This window comes from Streptomyces sp. CA-243310 (assembly GCF_050936775.1).
Classification (GTDB): domain Bacteria; phylum Actinomycetota; class Actinomycetes; order Streptomycetales; family Streptomycetaceae; genus Streptomyces.
Genome location: NZ_JBNJMF010000001.1, coordinates 1,123,508 through 1,140,000, shown reverse-complemented (window position 1 = coordinate 1,140,000; position 16,493 = coordinate 1,123,508). Strand labels below are relative to the sequence as shown.

The window sequence follows — 16,493 nt, the reverse complement described above, 5'->3', positions numbered from 1 at the left end:
TTGTCCGTAAGGTGGGGTGACTAGTGGTATACGCGGTCGGACAGTTTCGTGAACAGTCCGCCACTCCACTCCCGGCCACCCCAACCTCCCTGCGGGCAAAGGCGATTGACGGCGCCTACGCCTCGCCGGCGGCCTTCCGGTTGTGCAACTGGCGTGCCGCCTCGGCGATCGAACCGGACAGCGAGGGGTACACGGTGAACGTGTTTGCGATCTGCTCGACCGTCAGGTTGTTGTCGACGGCGATCGAGATCGGGTGGATCAATTCGCTCGCGCGCGGCGCGACGACCACGCCACCGACGACGATGCCGGTGCCCGGGCGGCAGAACAGCTTCACGAAACCGTCCCGGATGCCCTGCATCTTGGCGCGCGGGTTGCGCAGCAGCGGGAGCTTCACCACGCGGGCGTCGATCTTCCCGGAGTCCACGTCGGCCTGGGTGTAGCCGACGGTGGCGATCTCGGGGTCGGTGAAGACGTTCGAGGAGACCGTCTTGAGGTTCAGCGGGGTCACCGCGTCGCCGAGGAAGTGGTACATCGCGATGCGGCCCTGCATGGCGGCGACGGAGGCGAGCGCGAAGATCCCGGTCACGTCACCGGCGGCGTAGACGCCCGGCGAGGAGGTGCGGGAGACCTTGTCGGTCCAGATGTGCCCGGACTCCTTGAGCCGGACCCCGGACTCCTCCAGGTTCATGTTCGCCGTGTTCGGGATCGCGCCGACCGCCATCAGGCAGTGCGTGCCGGTGATGACGCGCCCGTCGGACAGCGTGACCTCGACCCGGTCGCCGACCCGCTTGGCGGACTCGGCGCGGGAGCGGCCGATGACGTTCATGCCGCGGCGCCGGAACACGTCCTCCAGGACGGCGGCGGCGTCCGGGTCCTCGCCCGGCAGCACCCGGTCGCGCGAGGACACCAGGGTCACCCGGGAGCCGAGCGCCTGGTACGCGCCGGCGAACTCCGCGCCGGTGACGCCCGAGCCGACCACGATGAGTTCCTCGGGGAGCTCCTCCAGGTCGTAGACCTGGGTCCAGTTCAGGATCCGCTCGCCGTCGGGCATCGCGTCCGGGATCTCCCGGGGGGTGCCGCCGGTCGCGATCAGCACGGCGTCCGTGGTGAGGATCGTCTCCGTGCCGTCGGCCGCGGTGACGATCACGTCCCGGGTGCCGTCGATGCCCTGCGGGCCGCCGAGCTTGGCGCGCCCGCGCATGACACGGGCGCCGGCGCGGGTGACGGAGGCGGTGATGTCGTGGGACTGGGCCAGCGCGAGGCGCTTGACGCGGCGGTTGACCTTGCCGAGGTCGACGCCGACGACGCGCGCCGCCTGCTCGATGTGCGGGGTGTCGTCCGCGACGACGATCCCCAGCTCCTCGTACGAGGAATCGAAGGTCGTCATGACCTCGGCGGTCGCGATGAGGGTCTTCGAGGGCACGCAGTCGGTGAGCACCGACGCACCGCCCAGACCGTCGCAGTCGACGACGGTCACCTCCGCGCCGAGCTGGGCGCCCACGAGGGCCGCCTCATATCCGCCGGGTCCGCCGCCGATGATCACGATCCGGGTCACGAAAACTCCGCCTCACGTCTACCCGGCCGGTTGCCGCCCCCGGCCGGGGGGTCCGGGGGGTCTCCCCGGGGGATGCATTCCGTGCCCCATTGTCCCGCACGCATCAAGGTGCTTCACGCCCGGTCCCGCCATCCGGGCACGCGTCGATCCCCGCCCCTCCCGTACCCTCGACCACATGTCGCTCTACGCCGCGTACGCCGGCAACCTCGACCCGCGGCTGATGACGCGCCGCGCTCCCCATTCGCCGCTGCGCGGCACGGGCTGGATCAACGACTGGCGGCTGACCTTCGGCGGCGAGCAGATGGGCTGGGAGGGCGCACTGGCCACGATCGTCGAGGCCCCGCGTCACCAGGTCTTCGTGGCGCTGTACGACGTGGCCCCCCTGGACGAGGACTCCCTGGACCGGTGGGAGGGGGTCGGGCTCGACATCTACCGCCGCATGCGCGTGCGGGTGCACACCCTGGACGGCGAGGAAGCCGCCTGGATCTACGTCCTGAACGGCTACGAGGGCGGTCTGCCCTCCGCGCGCTACCTCGGCGAGATCGCCGACGCGGCCGAATCCGCGGGCGCCCCGCACGACTACGTGATGGAACTCCGCAAGCGCCCCTGCTGAGGCCCACCGGCTCCGGGACGATTCGGCGGAAACGACAAAGCAACGATCCGAACACCGTGAGCTGCGCCATCTACGCGCGTAGGCCATCAGCGGTTACGCTCGTCCGGTGAACGCATCTGTTACCGACCCCTTCGCCGACGCCACCGCCGCAGCCGCCCGCCTGCGTGAGCTGACCGGCGCCGAAACCCACGATGTCGCCCTCGTCATGGGCTCCGGCTGGGCCCCCGCCGCAGAGGCGCTCGGTGCGCCCGAGGCCGAATTCCCCGTCACCGAGCTGCCCGGCTTCCCGCCGCCCGCGGTCGAGGGCCACGGCGGCAAGATCCGCTCGTACAAGATCGGCGACAAGCGCGCGCTGCTCTTCCTCGGCCGGACCCACTACTACGAGGGCCGCGGCGTCGCCGCCGTCGCCCACGGCGTCCGTACCGCCGTCGCCGCCGGTTGCAAGACCGTCGTCCTGACCAACGGCTGCGGCGGTCTGCGCGAGGGCATGAAGCCCGGCCAGCCCGTCCTGATCAGCGACCACCTGAACCTCACCGCCACCTCGCCGATCGTCGGCGCCAACTTCGTGGACCTCACCGACCTCTACTCGCCTCGCCTGCGCGCGATGTGCAAGGAGATCGACGAGACCCTCGAAGAGGGCGTCTACGTCCAGTTCCCCGGCCCGCACTACGAGACCCCGGCCGAGATCAACATGATCCGCGTCATGGGTGCCGACCTGGTCGGCATGTCCACCGTGCTGGAGGCCATCGCCGCCCGTGAGGCCGGCGCCGAGGTGCTCGGGATCTCCCTGGTCACCAACCTGGCCGCGGGCATCTCCGGCGAGCCCCTCAACCACGAAGAGGTGCTCCAGGCCGGTCGTGACTCGGCCGCGCGCATGGGCAAGCTGCTGACCCAGGTCCTCGCCCGCATCTGAGCGGGGACAGCCACCGGCACCGTACGAGAGGTAGGGCGGAAGTAGTGCAGGAACAGGACGACCTGATCACCCGGGCGCAGGCCTGGCTGGCGGAGGACCCGGACCCGGAGACCGCGGCCGAGCTGCGCGCGCTCCTCGAGGCCGGGGACACCGCGGAGCTCGCGGACCGGTTCTCCGGCATGCTCCAGTTCGGCACCGCCGGACTGCGCGGCGAGCTGGGCGCGGGTCCGATGCGGATGAACCGCAACGTGGTCATCCGGGCCGCGGCGGGTCTGGCGGCGTACCTGAAGGCCCAGGGGCACGACGGCGGCCTGGTCGTCGTCGGCTACGACGCGCGGTACAAGTCCGCGGACTTCGCCCGCGACACCGCCGCCGTCATGGTCGGTGCCGGGCTGCGCGCGGCCGTCCTGCCGCGTCCGCTGCCGACGCCCGTCCTCGCCTTCGCCATACGGCACCTGGGCGCCGTCGCCGGCGTCGAGGTGACCGCGAGCCACAACCCCCCGCGGGACAACGGTTACAAGGTCTACCTCGGCGACGGTTCCCAGATCGTCTCGCCGGCGGACACCGGGATCGCCGCGGAGATCGACGCCGTCGTCGCGCTCGCGGACGTGCCCCGTCCGGAGTCCGGCTGGGAGGACCTCGGCGACGAGGTCCTGGAGGCCTACCTGGCCCGTACGGACGAGGTCCTGACCCCCGGGTCCCCCCGGGGCGTGCGGACCGTCTACACGGCCATGCACGGTGTCGGCAAGGACGTCGTGCTGGCGGCCTTCGCCCGGCACGGCTTCCCGACGCCGGTGCTCGTCGCCGAGCAGGCGGAGCCGGACCCGGCCTTCCCGACGGTCGCCTTCCCGAACCCGGAGGAGCCCGGCGCGATGGACCTGTCCTTCGCGACGGCCGCCGAGGCGAACCCGGACATCGTGATCGCCAACGACCCCGACGCGGACCGTCTCGCGGTGGCCGTCCCCACCGACGACGCCGGCTGGCGGATGCTGCGCGGCGACGAGGTCGGCGCGCTGCTGGCGGCCCACCTCGTCCACAAGGGCGCCCGGGGCGTCTTCGCCGAGTCGATCGTCTCGTCCAGCCTGCTGGGCCGGATCGCGGAGGCGGCGGGCGTCGGTCACGAGGAGACCCTGACGGGCTTCAAGTGGATCGCCCGCGTGGAGGGCCTGCGCTACGGCTACGAGGAGGCGCTCGGCTACTGCGTGGACCCCGAGGGCGTCCGCGACAAGGACGGCGTCACGGCCGCCCTGTTGGTGGCGGAGCTGGCCTCGGAGCTGAAGGAGCAGGGTCGCACCCTGTCCGACCTGCTGGACGACCTGGCGATGGCCCACGGCCTGCACGCCACCGACCAGCTGTCGGTCCGCGTCTCGGACCTGTCGGTCATCGCCTCGGCGATGGCGCGGCTGCGCGCGGAGCCGCCGACGTCCCTGGCGGGCCTGCGCGTCGTCACGGCGGAGGACCTGAGCCGGGGCACGGAGTCCCTCCCGCCGACGGACGGCCTGCGGTACCACCTCGACGGTGACCACAAGGCCCGGGTGATCGTCCGCCCGTCGGGCACGGAGCCGAAGCTGAAGTGCTACCTGGAGGTCGTGGTCCCGGTGGCGGAAGCCTCGGACCTGGCTCCGGCCCGCGCCCGCGGGCAGGAGATCCTGGACGCGATCAAGAAGGACTTCTCGGTGGCGGCGGGCATCTAGGCCCGGTCGTCGACGTCGCGCCCGACCCGTCCTCGTACGGACCGGCCCCCGGAGTTCGCGCTCCGGGGGCCGTCGTGTCGTCCGGGCCGGGCCGGTCCGTTCGGATCGCCTACGGGGTCGGGGACGCCTTCGGGGTCGTCGACGGGCGGACCACGTCCCCCAGCGTCGCCACCGATTCCGGGCGCGAGCGCACGGCCTCGCCGCACTCCCAGGCGCGCGGCGGATCAGCGTCCGGCCCGCCCAGCACCACCGGGCCGGGCCCCGCCGACACCGCGTCGCTGTCGGCGAGCGTGCACACCAGCTGGGACAGCGCCACCGGTGGCAGGTCCTCCGGCCTGCGGCTCAACCGCACCGTGCCCGCCGGGTCGCCCGCGCGCGCCGGCGCCGCCTGGAGCCCCTCCGGCACCCCGGTCGTGAAACCGGCGTCCCGTTCCGCCGCGGACGGTTCCTTCTCCAACGCCTCCAGCAGGGCCTGCGCGGCCGGGAGCAGCGGGTCGCGCACCGGCTTCTCGGGCACCGGGATCACCCGCTCGACGTTCACCAGCTGCGATCCGCACACCAGCGCCACCGTGGCGCGGACCCCCTGCACGCCGCTCTGCCCGCCCGCCTGATCGGGGGTGTCGCAGGACACCCGCGAGGGCGCGGCACCGACGTCCACGGGCACGGTCGTGGCCCGGATCCCGCACCCGCAGGCGCCGGTCAGCAACACGCCGAGGGCGATGCCCGCGAGGGCCCTACGCGTCCGCGTCACGGATGACCGCCTTCCCCACGTCCACCGGCAGCCGCAGCGTGAACTGCGCCCCGCCGTCGGCCCCGTTGGCCGCGCTGATGTCGCCGCCGTGAATGTGCGCGTTCTCCATCGCGATCGACAGCCCCAACCCGCTGCCGTCGGACTTGGGACGGGACGCGCTCGCCTTGTAGAACCGGTCGAAGACGTGCGGGAGGACCTCCTCGGGAATGCCCGGCCCGTTGTCCTTGACCACGATCACCAGCCACTCCCCCTCGACGGCCAGCGACACCCGCACCGGCGAACCGCCGTGCTTGAGCGCGTTGCCGATCAGGTTGGCCAGGATCACGTCGAGCCGCCGAGGGTCGAGGCGCGCCACGATGCCGCGCTCCGCGTCGAGTTCGACGGCGTCGAGCCAGGCCCGGGCGTCGATGCACGCCGTGACCTGGTCGGCGACGTTCACGTCGTCCAGCACCAGGCGGGCCGTCCCCGCGTCGAAGCGGGTGACCTCCATGAGGTTCTCGACCAGGACGTTGAGCCGCCGGGTCTCGCTGACCACCAGGGCCACCGCCGGCGCGATCATCGGATCGAGGTCGTCGACCTCCTCCTCCAGCACCTCCGCGACCGCCGTCAAGGCCGTCAGCGGAGTACGCAGCTCGTGGGACATGTCCGCGACGAACCGTCGGCTGGACTCCTCCCGCGCGCTCATGTCCGCCACCTTCTTCTCCAGCGCCTCCGCCGTCTTGTTGAAGGTGTGCGCCAGGTCGGCGAGTTCGTCGGTCCCGGACACGTCCAGCCGGTGGTCCAGCTCCCCTTCGCCCAGCCGTCGCGCCGCGTCCCCCAGCCGCTGCACGGGCCTCAGGACGGTGCGCGCCGCGGCCTGGGCGAGCAGCGCGGAGCAGAGCAGCGCCAGTCCCGTCGCGATCGTCAGCGACCAGCCCAGCGCGTTCAGGTCGTCCCGTTCCTGCGCCAGCGACTTGTACATGTAGCCCGTCGGGCCGCCGCCCACGATCCGCGTCCCGCCGACCAGGTACGGATTGCCGCGCGGCTTCGTCCGCTGCCAGTACATGTGGTAGTCGGCGTCGTTGGCGGCCGTCGCCTTCTGCCGGTCGTTCACCGCGCTCTGCAGGGACTTCGGCACGTCGTTCAGCCCGAAGGTGTCCGGGCCCGCCGCGCCGAACACCTTGCGGCCGTCCTTGCGTTCGTCCACCAGCAGCACGCTGTAACCGGGGCTGCTCCCCGCCATCAACTCGGCGGTGCGCTGCATCTCTGCGGGCGTCGGATCGCCGGGGAGCGCGGCGGCACGGTTCTGCATCTCCTGGCGGAAGTCCCCCAGGGCCGCGTCCTGGGTGCGCGTGAGCACCGCCTCGCGGTTCAGCCAGTACGCGATGCCGGAGGCCGAGACGGCGGCCGTCAGCGCCACCAGCGAGAACACCATCAGGAGCCGCAGCCGCAGGCTGGTCCAGCGCCGGCCCGCGAACAGGGCTCTGATCACTGCGGGGAGTCCAACCGGTAGCCGACGCCCCGAACGGTACGGATCAGCGTCGGTGAGGACGGCACTTCCTCCACCTTGGCGCGCAACCGCTGTACGCAGGCGTCGACGAGGCGCGAGTCACCGAGGTAGTCGTGCTCCCAGACCAGCCGCAGCAACTGCTGCCGGGACAGGGCCTGACCGGGCCGGCGGCTGAGTTCCAGCAGCAGCCGCAGTTCGGTCGGCGTCAGCTGGAGGTCCTCGCCGTTCTTCGTCACCGTCATCGCCGCCCGGTCGATGACCAGGGACCCGAAGACCGCGGAGTCGCTCGCCTCCCGCTCGCCACGGCGCAACACGGCCCGGATGCGGGCGTCGAGCACCCGGCCCTGGACGGGCTTGACCACGTAGTCGTCGGCACCCGACTCCAGGCCCACCACGACATCGATGTCGTCGCTGCGGGCGGTGAGCAGGATGATCGGCAGCTGGTCGGTGCGGCGGATCCGCCGGCACACCTCGAAGCCGTCGATGCCGGGCAGCATCACATCCAGCACGATCAGGTCCGGCCGCTGCTCGCGCAGCAGTTTCAGGCCGTCCTCGCCCGTCGCCGCGGTGGCCACTCGGTGGCCCTGGCGTGACAGGGAAAGTTCGAGGGCCGTGCGGATGGCGTCGTCGTCCTCGATCAGCAACAGGAAAGGCACGGGCTCATTCTGTCCCATCAGCCGTTGGGACTTCGACAGTCCTGAGGTGGAGATCGCTCACAGGTCCCTGTGACAGGCCTGTGACAGTCGAAGGACAACCCGGTTATCTCCGCCGGGCAGTCTTCATACCAACGAACGGACCGAAGCAGACTCCACGACGGGGGGCGCGAGATGAACACGCTGCACAGCACCACGACCAGCGCGGTTGTCACGCGGCTGCACGATGTGAACCGCCGGGCGGGTGTCCGTACGGCGACGGTCGCCCGTCCGCGACCGACGCACCCTGTAGCCATCGACGCGAACACGTACCAGGCGGTTCCCGCCGCACGGATCCCGTCCTCCTCGGAGGCCGAGTTCACGGCGTACGTCCAGGAGCGGCGGGCCGCCCTCTACGCGACGGCCTTCCACCTCACCGGTGACCGTCACGAGGCCGAGGACCTGCTCCAGAGCGCGTTGTTCTCCACCTACCGCGCCTGGGACCGGATCAGCGACAAGGCCGCCGTCGGCGGATACCTGCGGCGCACGATGACGAACCTGCACATCAGCGCGTGGCGTCGGCGGAAGCTGAACGAGTACCCGACCGAGGAACTGCCGGAGACGGCCTCCGACACGGACGCGATGCGCGGCACGGAACTGCGCACGGTGCTGTGGCAGGCCTTGACCCGCATCCCGGAGCCGCAGCGCACGATGCTGGTGCTTCGGTACTACGAGGGCCGCACGGACCCGGAGATCGCCGAGATCCTGGGCATCAGCGTCGGCACGGTGAAGTCGAGCATCTGGCGGTCGCTGCGGCGCCTGCGGGACGACGAGGCGCTGAGCTTCGGCCGCGACGAGTCGGACTCCTTCGGCGAGCTCGTCGCCTGACAGAGACCAACGGGGGTTGGACCACGGGGCCGGGGGGCCCGTCCTGCGGGGGTGGGGCGGGGGTCGCGGGGGGAGAGAAGGCGGGATCAAGCGGCCGGGGGTCCGCGTGATCCCGCCTTTTCGCATGCGCGCGCAACGGGTGCCCGAGCCGGGCGGGGTCAGGCCGGGGCGGCTGCGCGGTGGCGGCCGGCGGCGCAGGCGGCCAGCCGGCCCAACGCCTCGTCACGGCCGCAGGCATGGGCGCCGAGAGCGGTGTGCCGGGCGACGATGCCCCGCTCGGCCCGCATCAACCGCCAACCCCTGCGCAGCAGGAACGGCAGGGACTTGCGGCCCTCCCGCAGGTCCCGCGCGAGGCGCCGCCGGAAGGTCGTCGAGGGTCGTCCCCGCAGGCAGATCGCGTCGGCGAGCAGCCCCAGTTCCTGGCAGCGCGCCACGATGTCCGCCGCGAAGATGCCCTCGGCGATGAACAGCGGGGTCCGCGCTATGTCCAGGATCTCGGTCCCGGTCCGCGAGGAGGTGGCGATGGAGTACGTCGGGACCTCGGTCCGGCCCACCGCGCAGAGTCGGGAGATGGCGGCGACCGCCGACTCCGCGTCCCACGACAGCGGGGAGTCCCAGTCGATGTCGGAGCTGCCCTCGACCAGGGGGAGGGTCGGGTCGTCCGCCTCCTTGTAGAAGTCGTCCAGGCGCAGCACGGGCAACCCGGAACGGGCCGCGAGCGAGGACTTGCCGGAGCCAGAGGGTCCGGTCAGCAGCACGACACGCGTTGGCAGAGGAGAGGAACAGCTCACGGGACACCAGTGTGAACCATGAACCGCGGTATCGACACATCCGCGACGTGCCCTGCGAGCACTCTCACACCCGCGCGGCCCGTTGGTGCCGACACCCGCACCTCCACTACGCTGCGTGCGCACGCGACCACGACCACAGGCGGGATCCTCATGGCACGTCACGCAGCCCCCGGCAACGGCGCCGGTACGCGCGCCCTTCGCGGCGCGGGCCTCACCCTGACCATGGCCGGCGCGGCCCTGGCGATGGCGGCGGGAGGCGCCCAGGCCGGCGAACTCTCGGTACCGGCGGCCCTGGCGGGCGTCGCCGACCCCATCTCCAACCTCAAGGTGAACCCGCTGGCCCACACCGGTGTAGATCCGCTCGACAACGGCGTGGCCACCAAGATCGCGGACTTCCCGTCGGTCGGCACGGGCATGGTCACGGGAGTGCTGACCCAGGGCCCCTCGGTCGGTGAACTCCCCACCGCGGCGGCGTCCTCGCTGCTCGGGCCGCTGCTCCCGGCGGCGGGCAAGTAGGCAACGCGGGTACGGGAAGGCCCCGGCAGCACGGGGGTCGCTGCCGGGGCCGGTCCGAGGGCCTAGTAGGACGAGCCGCCCGAGCCGAGCGAACCCGTGGGGTGCCAGACCGTCTTGGTCTCCAGGAACGCCGTCAGGCGGGAGGTGCCCGGGTCGGCCGTCCAGTCGTCCACAGGCTGTGGACGCAGGACGCGCTTGAGGTTGTCGGCCGCCGCGATCTCCAGCTCCTTGGCCAGCGCCACGTCGGCGCCCGCCAGGTCGATCGCGTTGACGTCCTGGTGGGACGCCAGGTGCGGGCCCATCTCGCCGGCCTTGCCGGACAGGATGTTGACCACGCCGCCGGGCAGGTCGGAGGTGGCCAGCACCTCGCCCAGGGACAGTGCGGGCAGCGGGGACTTCTCGCTCGCGATGACGACCGCGGTGTTGCCCGTGGCGATCACCGGGGCGATCACCGAGATCAGGCCCAGGAACGAGGAGTCCTGCGGGGCGACGACCGTGACCACGCCGGTCGGCTCCGGGGTGGACAGGTTGAGGAACGGGCCCGCGACCGGGTTGGCCCCGCCCACGATCTGGCCGATCTTGTCGGTCCAGCCCGCGTACCAGACCCAGCGGTCGATCGCCGCGTCCACGACGGCCGCGGCCTTGGACTTCGAGAGCCCCTCGGCCTCGCCGACCTCGCGGACGAACTGCTCGCGGCGGCCCTCCAGCATCTCTGCGACGCGGTAGAGGACCTGGCCGCGGTTGTACGCGGTCGCGCCGGCCCATCCGCCGAAGGCCTTGCGGGCGGCGACGACCGCGTCACGGGCGTCCTTGCGGGAGGACAACGGCGCGTTGGCCAGCCACTTGCCCTTGCCACTCGACGATGCTTTCGCCGTCACTTCGTACACCCGGCCGCTCTCGGAGCGGGGGAACTTCCCCCCGACGTACAGCTTGTAGGTCTTGAAGACACTGAGGCGGTTCTGCTGCTCAGACATCGAGGTAGCCCTCCAGGCCGTGACGGCCGCCTTCGCGCCCGAAGCCCGACTCCTTGTAGCCGCCGAAGGGCGAGGTCGGGTCGAACTTGTTGAACGTGTTGGCCCAGACGACGCCCGCGCGGAGCTTGTTCGCGACCGCGAGGATCCGCGAGCCCTTCTCCGTCCAGATGCCGGCGGACAGGCCGTACTGGGTGTTGTTGGCCTTGGCGACGGCCTCGTCGGGCGTGCGGAACGTCAGCACGGACAGCACCGGGCCGAAGATCTCGTCGCGGGCGACGGTGTGCGCCTGGGTGACGTTCGTGAAGAGCGTCGGGGCGAACCAGTAGCCGGCGGACGGGAGTTCACAGGCCGGGGACCAGCGCTCGGCGCCCTCGGCCTCGCCGGTCTCGGCGAGCGCGGTGATCCGGGCGAGCTGCTCGGCGGAGTTGATCGCGCCGATGTCCGTGTTCTTGTCGAGCGGGTCGCCCAGGCGCAGCGTGGACAGCCGGCGCTTGAGCGAGTCGAGCAGCTCGTCGTGGATCGACTCCTGGACCAGCAGGCGCGAGCCCGCGCAGCAGACCTGGCCCTGGTTGAAGAAGATCCCGGTGACGATGCCCTCGACGGCCTGGTCGATCGGGGCGTCGTCGAAGACGATGTTCGCGCCCTTGCCACCCAGCTCCAGGGTGACCTTCTTGTCCGTGCCGGCGACGTGGCGGGCGATCTTCTTGCCGACCGCGGTCGAGCCGGTGAAGGCGACCTTGTTGACGTCCGGGTGCTCGACGAGGGCCGCGCCCGCGTCGCCGTACCCGGTGAGGATGTTGACGACGCCCTTGGGCAGGCCCGCCTGGCGGCAGATGTCCGCGAAGAAGAGCGCGGACAGCGGGGTGGTCTCGGCGGGCTTCAGCACGACCGTGTTGCCGGTGGCGAGCGCCGGGGCGATCTTCCAGGCGAGCATCAGCAGCGGGAAGTTCCACGGGATGACCTGGCCGGCCACACCGAGGGGGCGCGGGTTCGCGCCGTAGCCGGCGTGGTCGAGCTTGTCGGCCCAGCCCGCGTAGTAGAAGAAGTGCGCGGCGACCAGCGGGAGGTCCGCGTCGCGGGTCTCCCGGATCGGCTTGCCGTTGTCCAGGGTCTCCAGGACGGCCAGCTCGCGGCTGCGCTCCTGGATGATCCGGGCGATGCGGAAGAGGTACTTGGCGCGCTCGGAGCCGGGCAGCGCGGACCACTTCTCGAAGGCCTTGCGGGCGGCCTTGACGGCGCGGTCCACGTCGGCGGCGCCGGCCTGGGCGACCTCGGCCAGGACCTCCTCGGAGGACGGCGAGACGGTCTTGAAGACCTTGCCGTCGGCGGCCTCGGTGAACTCGCCGTCGATGAAGAGCCCGTAGGACGGGGCGATGTCGACGACCGAGCGGGACTCGGGGGCGGGTGCGTACTCGAAAAGGGATGCCATGGTGATCAGTCCACCGTCACGTAGTCGGGACCGGAGTAACGGCCGGTGCTCAGCTTCTGGCGCTGCATCAGCAGGTCGTTGAGCAGGCTGGAGGCGCCGAAGCGGAACCAGTGGTTGCTCAGCCAGTCCTCGCCCGCGGTCTCGTTGACCAGGACCAGGAACTTGATCGCGTCCTTGGTCGTGCGGATGCCGCCGGCCGGCTTCACGCCGATCTGGATCCCGGTCTGCGCCTTGAAGTCGCGGACGGCTTCGAGCATGAGCAGGGTGTTCGCGGGGGTGGCGTTCACCCCGACCTTGCCGGTGGACGTCTTGATGAAGTCGGCGCCGGCCATCATGCCGATCCAGGAGGCCCGGCGGATGTTGTCGTAGGTCGACAGCTCGCCGGTCTCGAAGATGACCTTGAGGCGCGCGGCGGTGCCGTCGGGGCGGACGCAGGCCTCCTTGACGGAGCGGATCAGCTCGTACGTGTCCAGGTAGCGGCCGGCGAGGAAGGCGCCACGGTCGATGACCATGTCGATCTCGTCGGCACCTGCGGCGACGGCGTCGGCCGTGTCCGCGAGCTTCACGGGCAGGGCGGCGCGGCCGGCGGGGAACGCCGTGGCGACGGACGCCACCTTGACGTCGGCTCCGTTCAGCGCCGCCTTGGCGGTGGCCACCATGTCGGGATAGACGCAGACCGCGGCGGTCATGGGCGTCGTACGGTCGGTCGGATCGGGGTTGACGGCCTTGTGGGACAGCGCCCGGACCTTGCCCGGGGTGTCCGCACCCTCGAGCGTCGTCAGGTCGATCATCGAGATGGCCAGGTCGATGGCATAAGCCTTGGCCGTCGTCTTGATCGAGCGGGTGCCGAGGGAGGCCGCGCGGGCCTCCAGTCCGACTGCGTCTACGCCGGGCAGCCCGTGCAGGAAGCGGCGCAGCGCACTGTCGGACGTCGTCACGTCAGCGAATGCGGTGAGGGTGGTGGGCATGGTCACCACATGAGCATATCTACGCGCGTAGCGGCCTGTCACCCCCCTCCCCCGAATCAACCGAAAACGCATGCGCCTGCCGAACGACCGCGCGTCGTGACGATCCGGTGACAGGAACAGGATCGTCCGACCGCAGAAGATCCATAGATTTCTCTTCAGCAGCCCGCCACACCTGACCCGGTGAACCAGACCGACCAGACTCAACGCGGCATGCGACTCTCCTCCACTTTCCTCACCCACGCTTCAGGAGTCGTTATGCGTACCGCCCTCCGCACCTCGATCGTCACCGCCGCCCTCGCCGGCGCCCTCCTCGCTCCCGCCGCAGGCGCGTTCGCCGCACCCGCTCCCCAGGCCGTCACCACGGTGTCCGGGACCACTTCGGGCAGCGACCGCCACGCCGGGGAGCTGGTCCTGGTGGCCGAGGGCGTGCTGGCGGTGCTGCGGAACGAGTCCGAGGGTCCCGAGGTGTGGCTGCGCGCCGTCGGCCCGGACTGGAAGCCCTCCGACGGCTGGGCGGGGCACGTGTACGACGTGCTGAACCGCACGCACCCCGCCGCCACGGTCAACGGGTACGCGTTCACGCTCGTCAAGGCGGACACCGCGGCCCCCTCGCTGACCGTCCGCGGGCCGGCGGGCACGAGCAGCCACCCGCTGCCGAAGGGCAAGCCGTCCACCGAGCCGTCCACGAAGCCTTCCGCCGAGCCCTCCGCGAAGCCGTCCGCCAAGCCCTCGACCGCCGCCCCCGCGAAGCCGACCGTCGTGTCGTCCGCGAAGCCCTCGGCCGCTGCGGGCGTCACCACGAAGACCGACGTGAAGGCGCAGACGGCGGTCGTCCCCCGGGGCGCGGTCGCCGCGGGCGCGGAGATCGCCGTCGAGGACACGGACGACAGCAGCACGGTCGCGGCCGGCGCCGGCCTCGTGGCGATCTTCGCCGCGCTCGGCGCGGCGGCGATGCACCTCTCCCGCCGTTCCCGCGGCCGCGCCTGATCGCCGCCGATCCCCTTGTCACACACGCCGTCCGGCGGGTCACCTTCGCGGTGGCCCGCCGGACGGCGTTCCCTCACCGCCCGCGCCACACCGGCCCGTTCCCGGAGCACTTCCATGGCCCATCGCGTCCGCCCCCTGCTCGCCGCCGCCCTCCTCGCACCCGTCGCGCTGGCCGCCCTGACCGCGTGCGGCGCTTCCGCACGCCCCGCCGGGGAGGCCGCCGCACCGGCGCCGCACATCGCGGCGACGCCCGCGCGGGACGCCTCGACGTCGTCCGCCGCGCCGCCGGCGGCCGTCACGCCGCTGCCCGCCTCGGAGCCGGTCCGGGTACGGATCCCCGCGGCCGGTGTCGACACCTCTCCCGTGCTCCGCCTGGGGCTGGAGCGCGACGGCACCGTCCAGGTGCCCTCCGTCGCCGACGGGGACAAGATCGGCTGGTACACCAAGGGCGTCACCCCGGGTCAGACCGGTCCCGCCGTGCTGATCGGCCACTTCGACACCGCGCGCGGCCCGGCCGTGCTCAAGGACGTCTCCAAGGTCCACGTCGGCGACGAGATCACCGTGTCCCGCGCGGACGGCGGCTCCGCCGTCTTCCGGGTGCGCGAGTTGGAGCAGGTCGACAAGAAGAGCTTCCCCACCGCCAAGGTGTACGGGAACACCACCCGCCCGGAGCTGCGCGTCGTCACCTGCGGCGGCGAGATCACCGACGGCCACCGCCCCGACAACATCATCCTGTACGCCGATCTCGTGGGGTGAGACGGCGTGAGGCACAATCGGGCGCATGAGCAGCCAGCAGCCCCCTGACGAGCCGGTGTACGACGACCGGGTCTACCGCTCGCCCATGGCCATCGTCACGGGCGTGCTGATGCTCGGGTTGGTCGCCTGGCTCTGCGGGGACGCGGTCCTGCGCGGGCAGGGATCGACGCGGTGGGTGGCGCTGGCCATCGCCGTGTGCGCCGTTCCGCTCATCGTGGCGTTCACCTTCCGGCCCGCCGTCTTCGCCAACGACGACCGCATGCGGGTGCGCAATCCCTTCCGCGTGATCGAACTGCCCTGGGCGGCCGTGGACACGGTGCGCGCCGGCTACTCGGCCGAGGTGCTGGCGGAGGGTTCCACCTACCAGCTGTGGTCCGTGCCGGTCTCGCTGCGCGAGCGGAAGAAGGCGCAGCGACCCCACAGTCGGCGCGGTGGTCTGACCGGCACGGGGCTGTCCCCGGAGCAGGGGGCCGGCGCGGAGGTCGACGGGCCGCAGCGGGCGGGCGCCGACAAGATCGTGGACGAGCTGCGGGAGCTGGCCGAGCGCGGGGCCACGCGCGCGGGGGCGAAGGGCGACGTGAGCGTCCGGTGGTCGTTCGAGATCATCGCGCCCGCCGTGATCGGCGCGGTCGCGCTGATCGTGCTGCTCGCCACCGGCTGAAACGTGGCGCAGTCGCTTGCGAACCGCCGGAACCACCGCCACCGGGGCCTGCGTCCTCGCTGGTGTGCAGCGTCATGAGGGCGGCGGCAGCGCCGCCATAGATCTTCGGCTCCGGCTCCTGGGCGGGGCCCTGCTGGCCGCCCATCTCCTCGTCGTCGGCTGGCTGAGCCTGCGGCCACTGGACGTGCCCTGGGCGGCGGCCGCGAACCTGTCCCCGCTGGAGGGGATCCGGGCGGACCTCGCGTACGGACCGCTGGAGGCGGCCCGTCGGATCGGCAAGGGGTTGGCCCTGCTCGCTCCGCTCGGGGTGCTGTTGCCGCTGATCGGCGGTCGGCTCGCGCCGTCGCCGCTGGCCGCGTGGTCCTCGCTGGCCCGGACGGCGGCCGCAGGGGCGTTGGTGTCGCTGAGCATCCTGATGTTGCAGACGGCGGTCCCGGGTCGGGTGGTCGACGTGGACTCGCTGTTGTTGAACACCGCCGGGGTGCTGATCGCGCACGCGACGGTGGTGCCGGCCCTGAGGGCACGCCTGAGGCGTTCTCAGGGGCACACCCCGAGAATCACCAGGGTCGACCTCGGCCCCTGGACCGAGGTGTTGTCGGCGGTTCCCCGCGAGTATTGAGGCATCGCAGGAAAGCGATCCCATACGAAGGAGAATCCCATGAGCGCGATTACCCGCCCCCGTGACGGACGGATGATCGGTGGCGTCTGTGCCGGTCTCGCGCAGCGTTTCGGAATCAAGGCGAAGACGATGCGGATCATTTTCGTCCTGTCGTGCCTGCTGCCGGGTCCGCAGTTCCTGATCTACCTGGCGCTGTGGGTGCTCCTGCCGAACCAGAAGCACGCCGCCGGTTCCGCCCACACCGCCTGGTAGTCCGT

General features: G+C 71.7%; 18 protein-coding genes. 10 read left to right on the top strand and 8 right to left on the bottom strand.

The window, feature by feature from the left end:
• Positions 1-115: 115 nt before the first annotated feature.
• Complete coding sequence (locus tag ACQEVM_RS05445) at positions 116-1,555, bottom strand: NAD(P)H-quinone dehydrogenase (protein WP_266949450.1); 1,440 nt, start codon at positions 1,553-1,555, stop codon at positions 116-118.
• 175 nt (positions 1,556-1,730) lie between these two features.
• On the opposite strand from ACQEVM_RS05445, the gene ACQEVM_RS05440 reads away from it, so the two are divergent.
• The 3 genes from ACQEVM_RS05440 (at position 1,731) to ACQEVM_RS05430 (ending at position 4,775) form a co-directional block, all read left to right on the top strand.
• Positions 1,731-2,168, top strand: a complete 438-nt coding sequence (locus ACQEVM_RS05440; protein WP_433075608.1) for a gamma-glutamylcyclotransferase — start codon at positions 1,731-1,733, stop codon at positions 2,166-2,168.
• 106 nt (positions 2,169-2,274) lie between these two features.
• On the top strand, positions 2,275-3,081 hold the full coding sequence (locus ACQEVM_RS05435; RefSeq protein ID WP_266949447.1) for a purine-nucleoside phosphorylase: 807 nt from the start codon (positions 2,275-2,277) through the stop codon (positions 3,079-3,081).
• Between the two features lie 44 nt (positions 3,082-3,125).
• Positions 3,126-4,775 carry a phospho-sugar mutase gene (locus ACQEVM_RS05430; protein WP_433075605.1) on the top strand — a complete coding sequence of 550 codons (1,650 nt, stop codon included), beginning with the start codon at positions 3,126-3,128 and terminating at the stop codon, positions 4,773-4,775.
• A 109-nt stretch (positions 4,776-4,884) separates the two neighbouring features.
• Here the strand turns inward: ACQEVM_RS05430 and ACQEVM_RS05425 are convergent, their stop codons facing one another.
• From ACQEVM_RS05425 to afsQ1, 3 genes are read right to left on the bottom strand one after another with little or no spacing between them, the layout of a single operon-like run.
• The gene (locus ACQEVM_RS05425) at positions 4,885-5,526 is read right to left on the bottom strand and encodes a hypothetical protein (RefSeq protein ID WP_433075602.1); all 642 of its coding nucleotides are present in this window, start codon (positions 5,524-5,526) and stop codon (positions 4,885-4,887) included.
• Positions 5,510-6,940, bottom strand: coding sequence for an ATP-binding protein (locus ACQEVM_RS05420; protein WP_433079822.1), 1,431 nt, complete (start codon positions 6,938-6,940; stop codon positions 5,510-5,512). Before ACQEVM_RS05420 ends, ACQEVM_RS05425 begins: the two co-directional genes overlap by 17 nt.
• A 53-nt stretch (positions 6,941-6,993) precedes the next feature.
• Positions 6,994-7,671, bottom strand: a complete 678-nt coding sequence (gene afsQ1 / locus ACQEVM_RS05415) for a two-component system response regulator AfsQ1 (protein WP_180291024.1) — start codon at positions 7,669-7,671, stop codon at positions 6,994-6,996.
• Positions 7,672-7,842: 171 nt separating this feature from the next.
• Here afsQ1 and ACQEVM_RS05410 point away from each other — a divergent pair, with 171 nt between their 5' ends.
• Positions 7,843-8,535 (top strand): SigE family RNA polymerase sigma factor, encoded by a 693-nt coding sequence (locus ACQEVM_RS05410; protein ID WP_267802793.1) that lies wholly within the window; start codon positions 7,843-7,845, stop codon positions 8,533-8,535.
• A 158-nt stretch (positions 8,536-8,693) separates the two neighbouring features.
• Here ACQEVM_RS05410 and ACQEVM_RS05405 read toward each other — a convergent pair whose 3' ends face one another.
• A complete protein-coding gene (locus ACQEVM_RS05405) occupies positions 8,694-9,326 on the bottom strand; it encodes a uridine kinase family protein (protein ID WP_433075597.1) in 633 nt (210 codons plus the stop codon).
• Positions 9,327-9,476: 150 nt separating this feature from the next.
• Between ACQEVM_RS05405 and ACQEVM_RS05400 the strand changes: the two genes are divergently transcribed.
• On the top strand, positions 9,477-9,842 hold the full coding sequence (locus tag ACQEVM_RS05400; protein ID WP_053682717.1) for a hypothetical protein: 366 nt from the start codon (positions 9,477-9,479) through the stop codon (positions 9,840-9,842).
• Between the two features lie 62 nt (positions 9,843-9,904).
• On the opposite strand, the gene ACQEVM_RS05395 is transcribed toward ACQEVM_RS05400, so the two are convergent.
• The 3 genes from ACQEVM_RS05395 to deoC are packed head-to-tail and all read right to left on the bottom strand — an operon-like array spanning position 9,905 to position 13,213.
• The gene (locus ACQEVM_RS05395) at positions 9,905-10,816 is read right to left on the bottom strand and encodes an aldehyde dehydrogenase family protein (protein WP_433075593.1); all 912 of its coding nucleotides are present in this window, start codon (positions 10,814-10,816) and stop codon (positions 9,905-9,907) included.
• Entirely contained in the window at positions 10,809-12,245 is a 1,437-nt protein-coding gene (locus ACQEVM_RS05390) for an aldehyde dehydrogenase family protein (protein ID WP_433075590.1), read from the bottom strand. Before ACQEVM_RS05390 ends, ACQEVM_RS05395 begins: the two co-directional genes overlap by 8 nt.
• 5 nt (positions 12,246-12,250) lie before the next feature.
• Positions 12,251-13,213 (bottom strand): deoxyribose-phosphate aldolase, encoded by a 963-nt coding sequence (gene deoC / locus ACQEVM_RS05385; RefSeq protein WP_267802810.1) that lies wholly within the window; start codon positions 13,211-13,213, stop codon positions 12,251-12,253.
• A 255-nt stretch (positions 13,214-13,468) separates the two neighbouring features.
• On the opposite strand from deoC, the gene ACQEVM_RS05380 reads away from it, so the two are divergent.
• From ACQEVM_RS05380 to ACQEVM_RS05360, 5 genes are all read left to right on the top strand, one after another.
• Positions 13,469-14,200: a hypothetical protein gene (locus tag ACQEVM_RS05380; protein ID WP_433075587.1), complete on the top strand. Its 732-nt coding sequence runs from the start codon at positions 13,469-13,471 to the stop codon at positions 14,198-14,200.
• 114 nt (positions 14,201-14,314) lie between these two features.
• On the top strand, positions 14,315-14,956 hold the full coding sequence (locus ACQEVM_RS05375) for a class F sortase (RefSeq protein ID WP_433075584.1): 642 nt from the start codon (positions 14,315-14,317) through the stop codon (positions 14,954-14,956).
• A gap of 25 nt (positions 14,957-14,981) precedes the next feature.
• The gene (locus ACQEVM_RS05370) at positions 14,982-15,617 is read left to right on the top strand and encodes a PH domain-containing protein (protein WP_433075581.1); all 636 of its coding nucleotides are present in this window, start codon (positions 14,982-14,984) and stop codon (positions 15,615-15,617) included.
• Between the two features lie 64 nt (positions 15,618-15,681).
• The gene (locus ACQEVM_RS05365; protein WP_433075578.1) at positions 15,682-16,236 is read left to right on the top strand and encodes a VanZ family protein; all 555 of its coding nucleotides are present in this window, start codon (positions 15,682-15,684) and stop codon (positions 16,234-16,236) included.
• 39 nt (positions 16,237-16,275) lie between these two features.
• Positions 16,276-16,488 (top strand): PspC domain-containing protein, encoded by a 213-nt coding sequence (locus ACQEVM_RS05360; RefSeq protein WP_433075575.1) that lies wholly within the window; start codon positions 16,276-16,278, stop codon positions 16,486-16,488.
• Positions 16,489-16,493 lie beyond the last annotated feature (5 nt).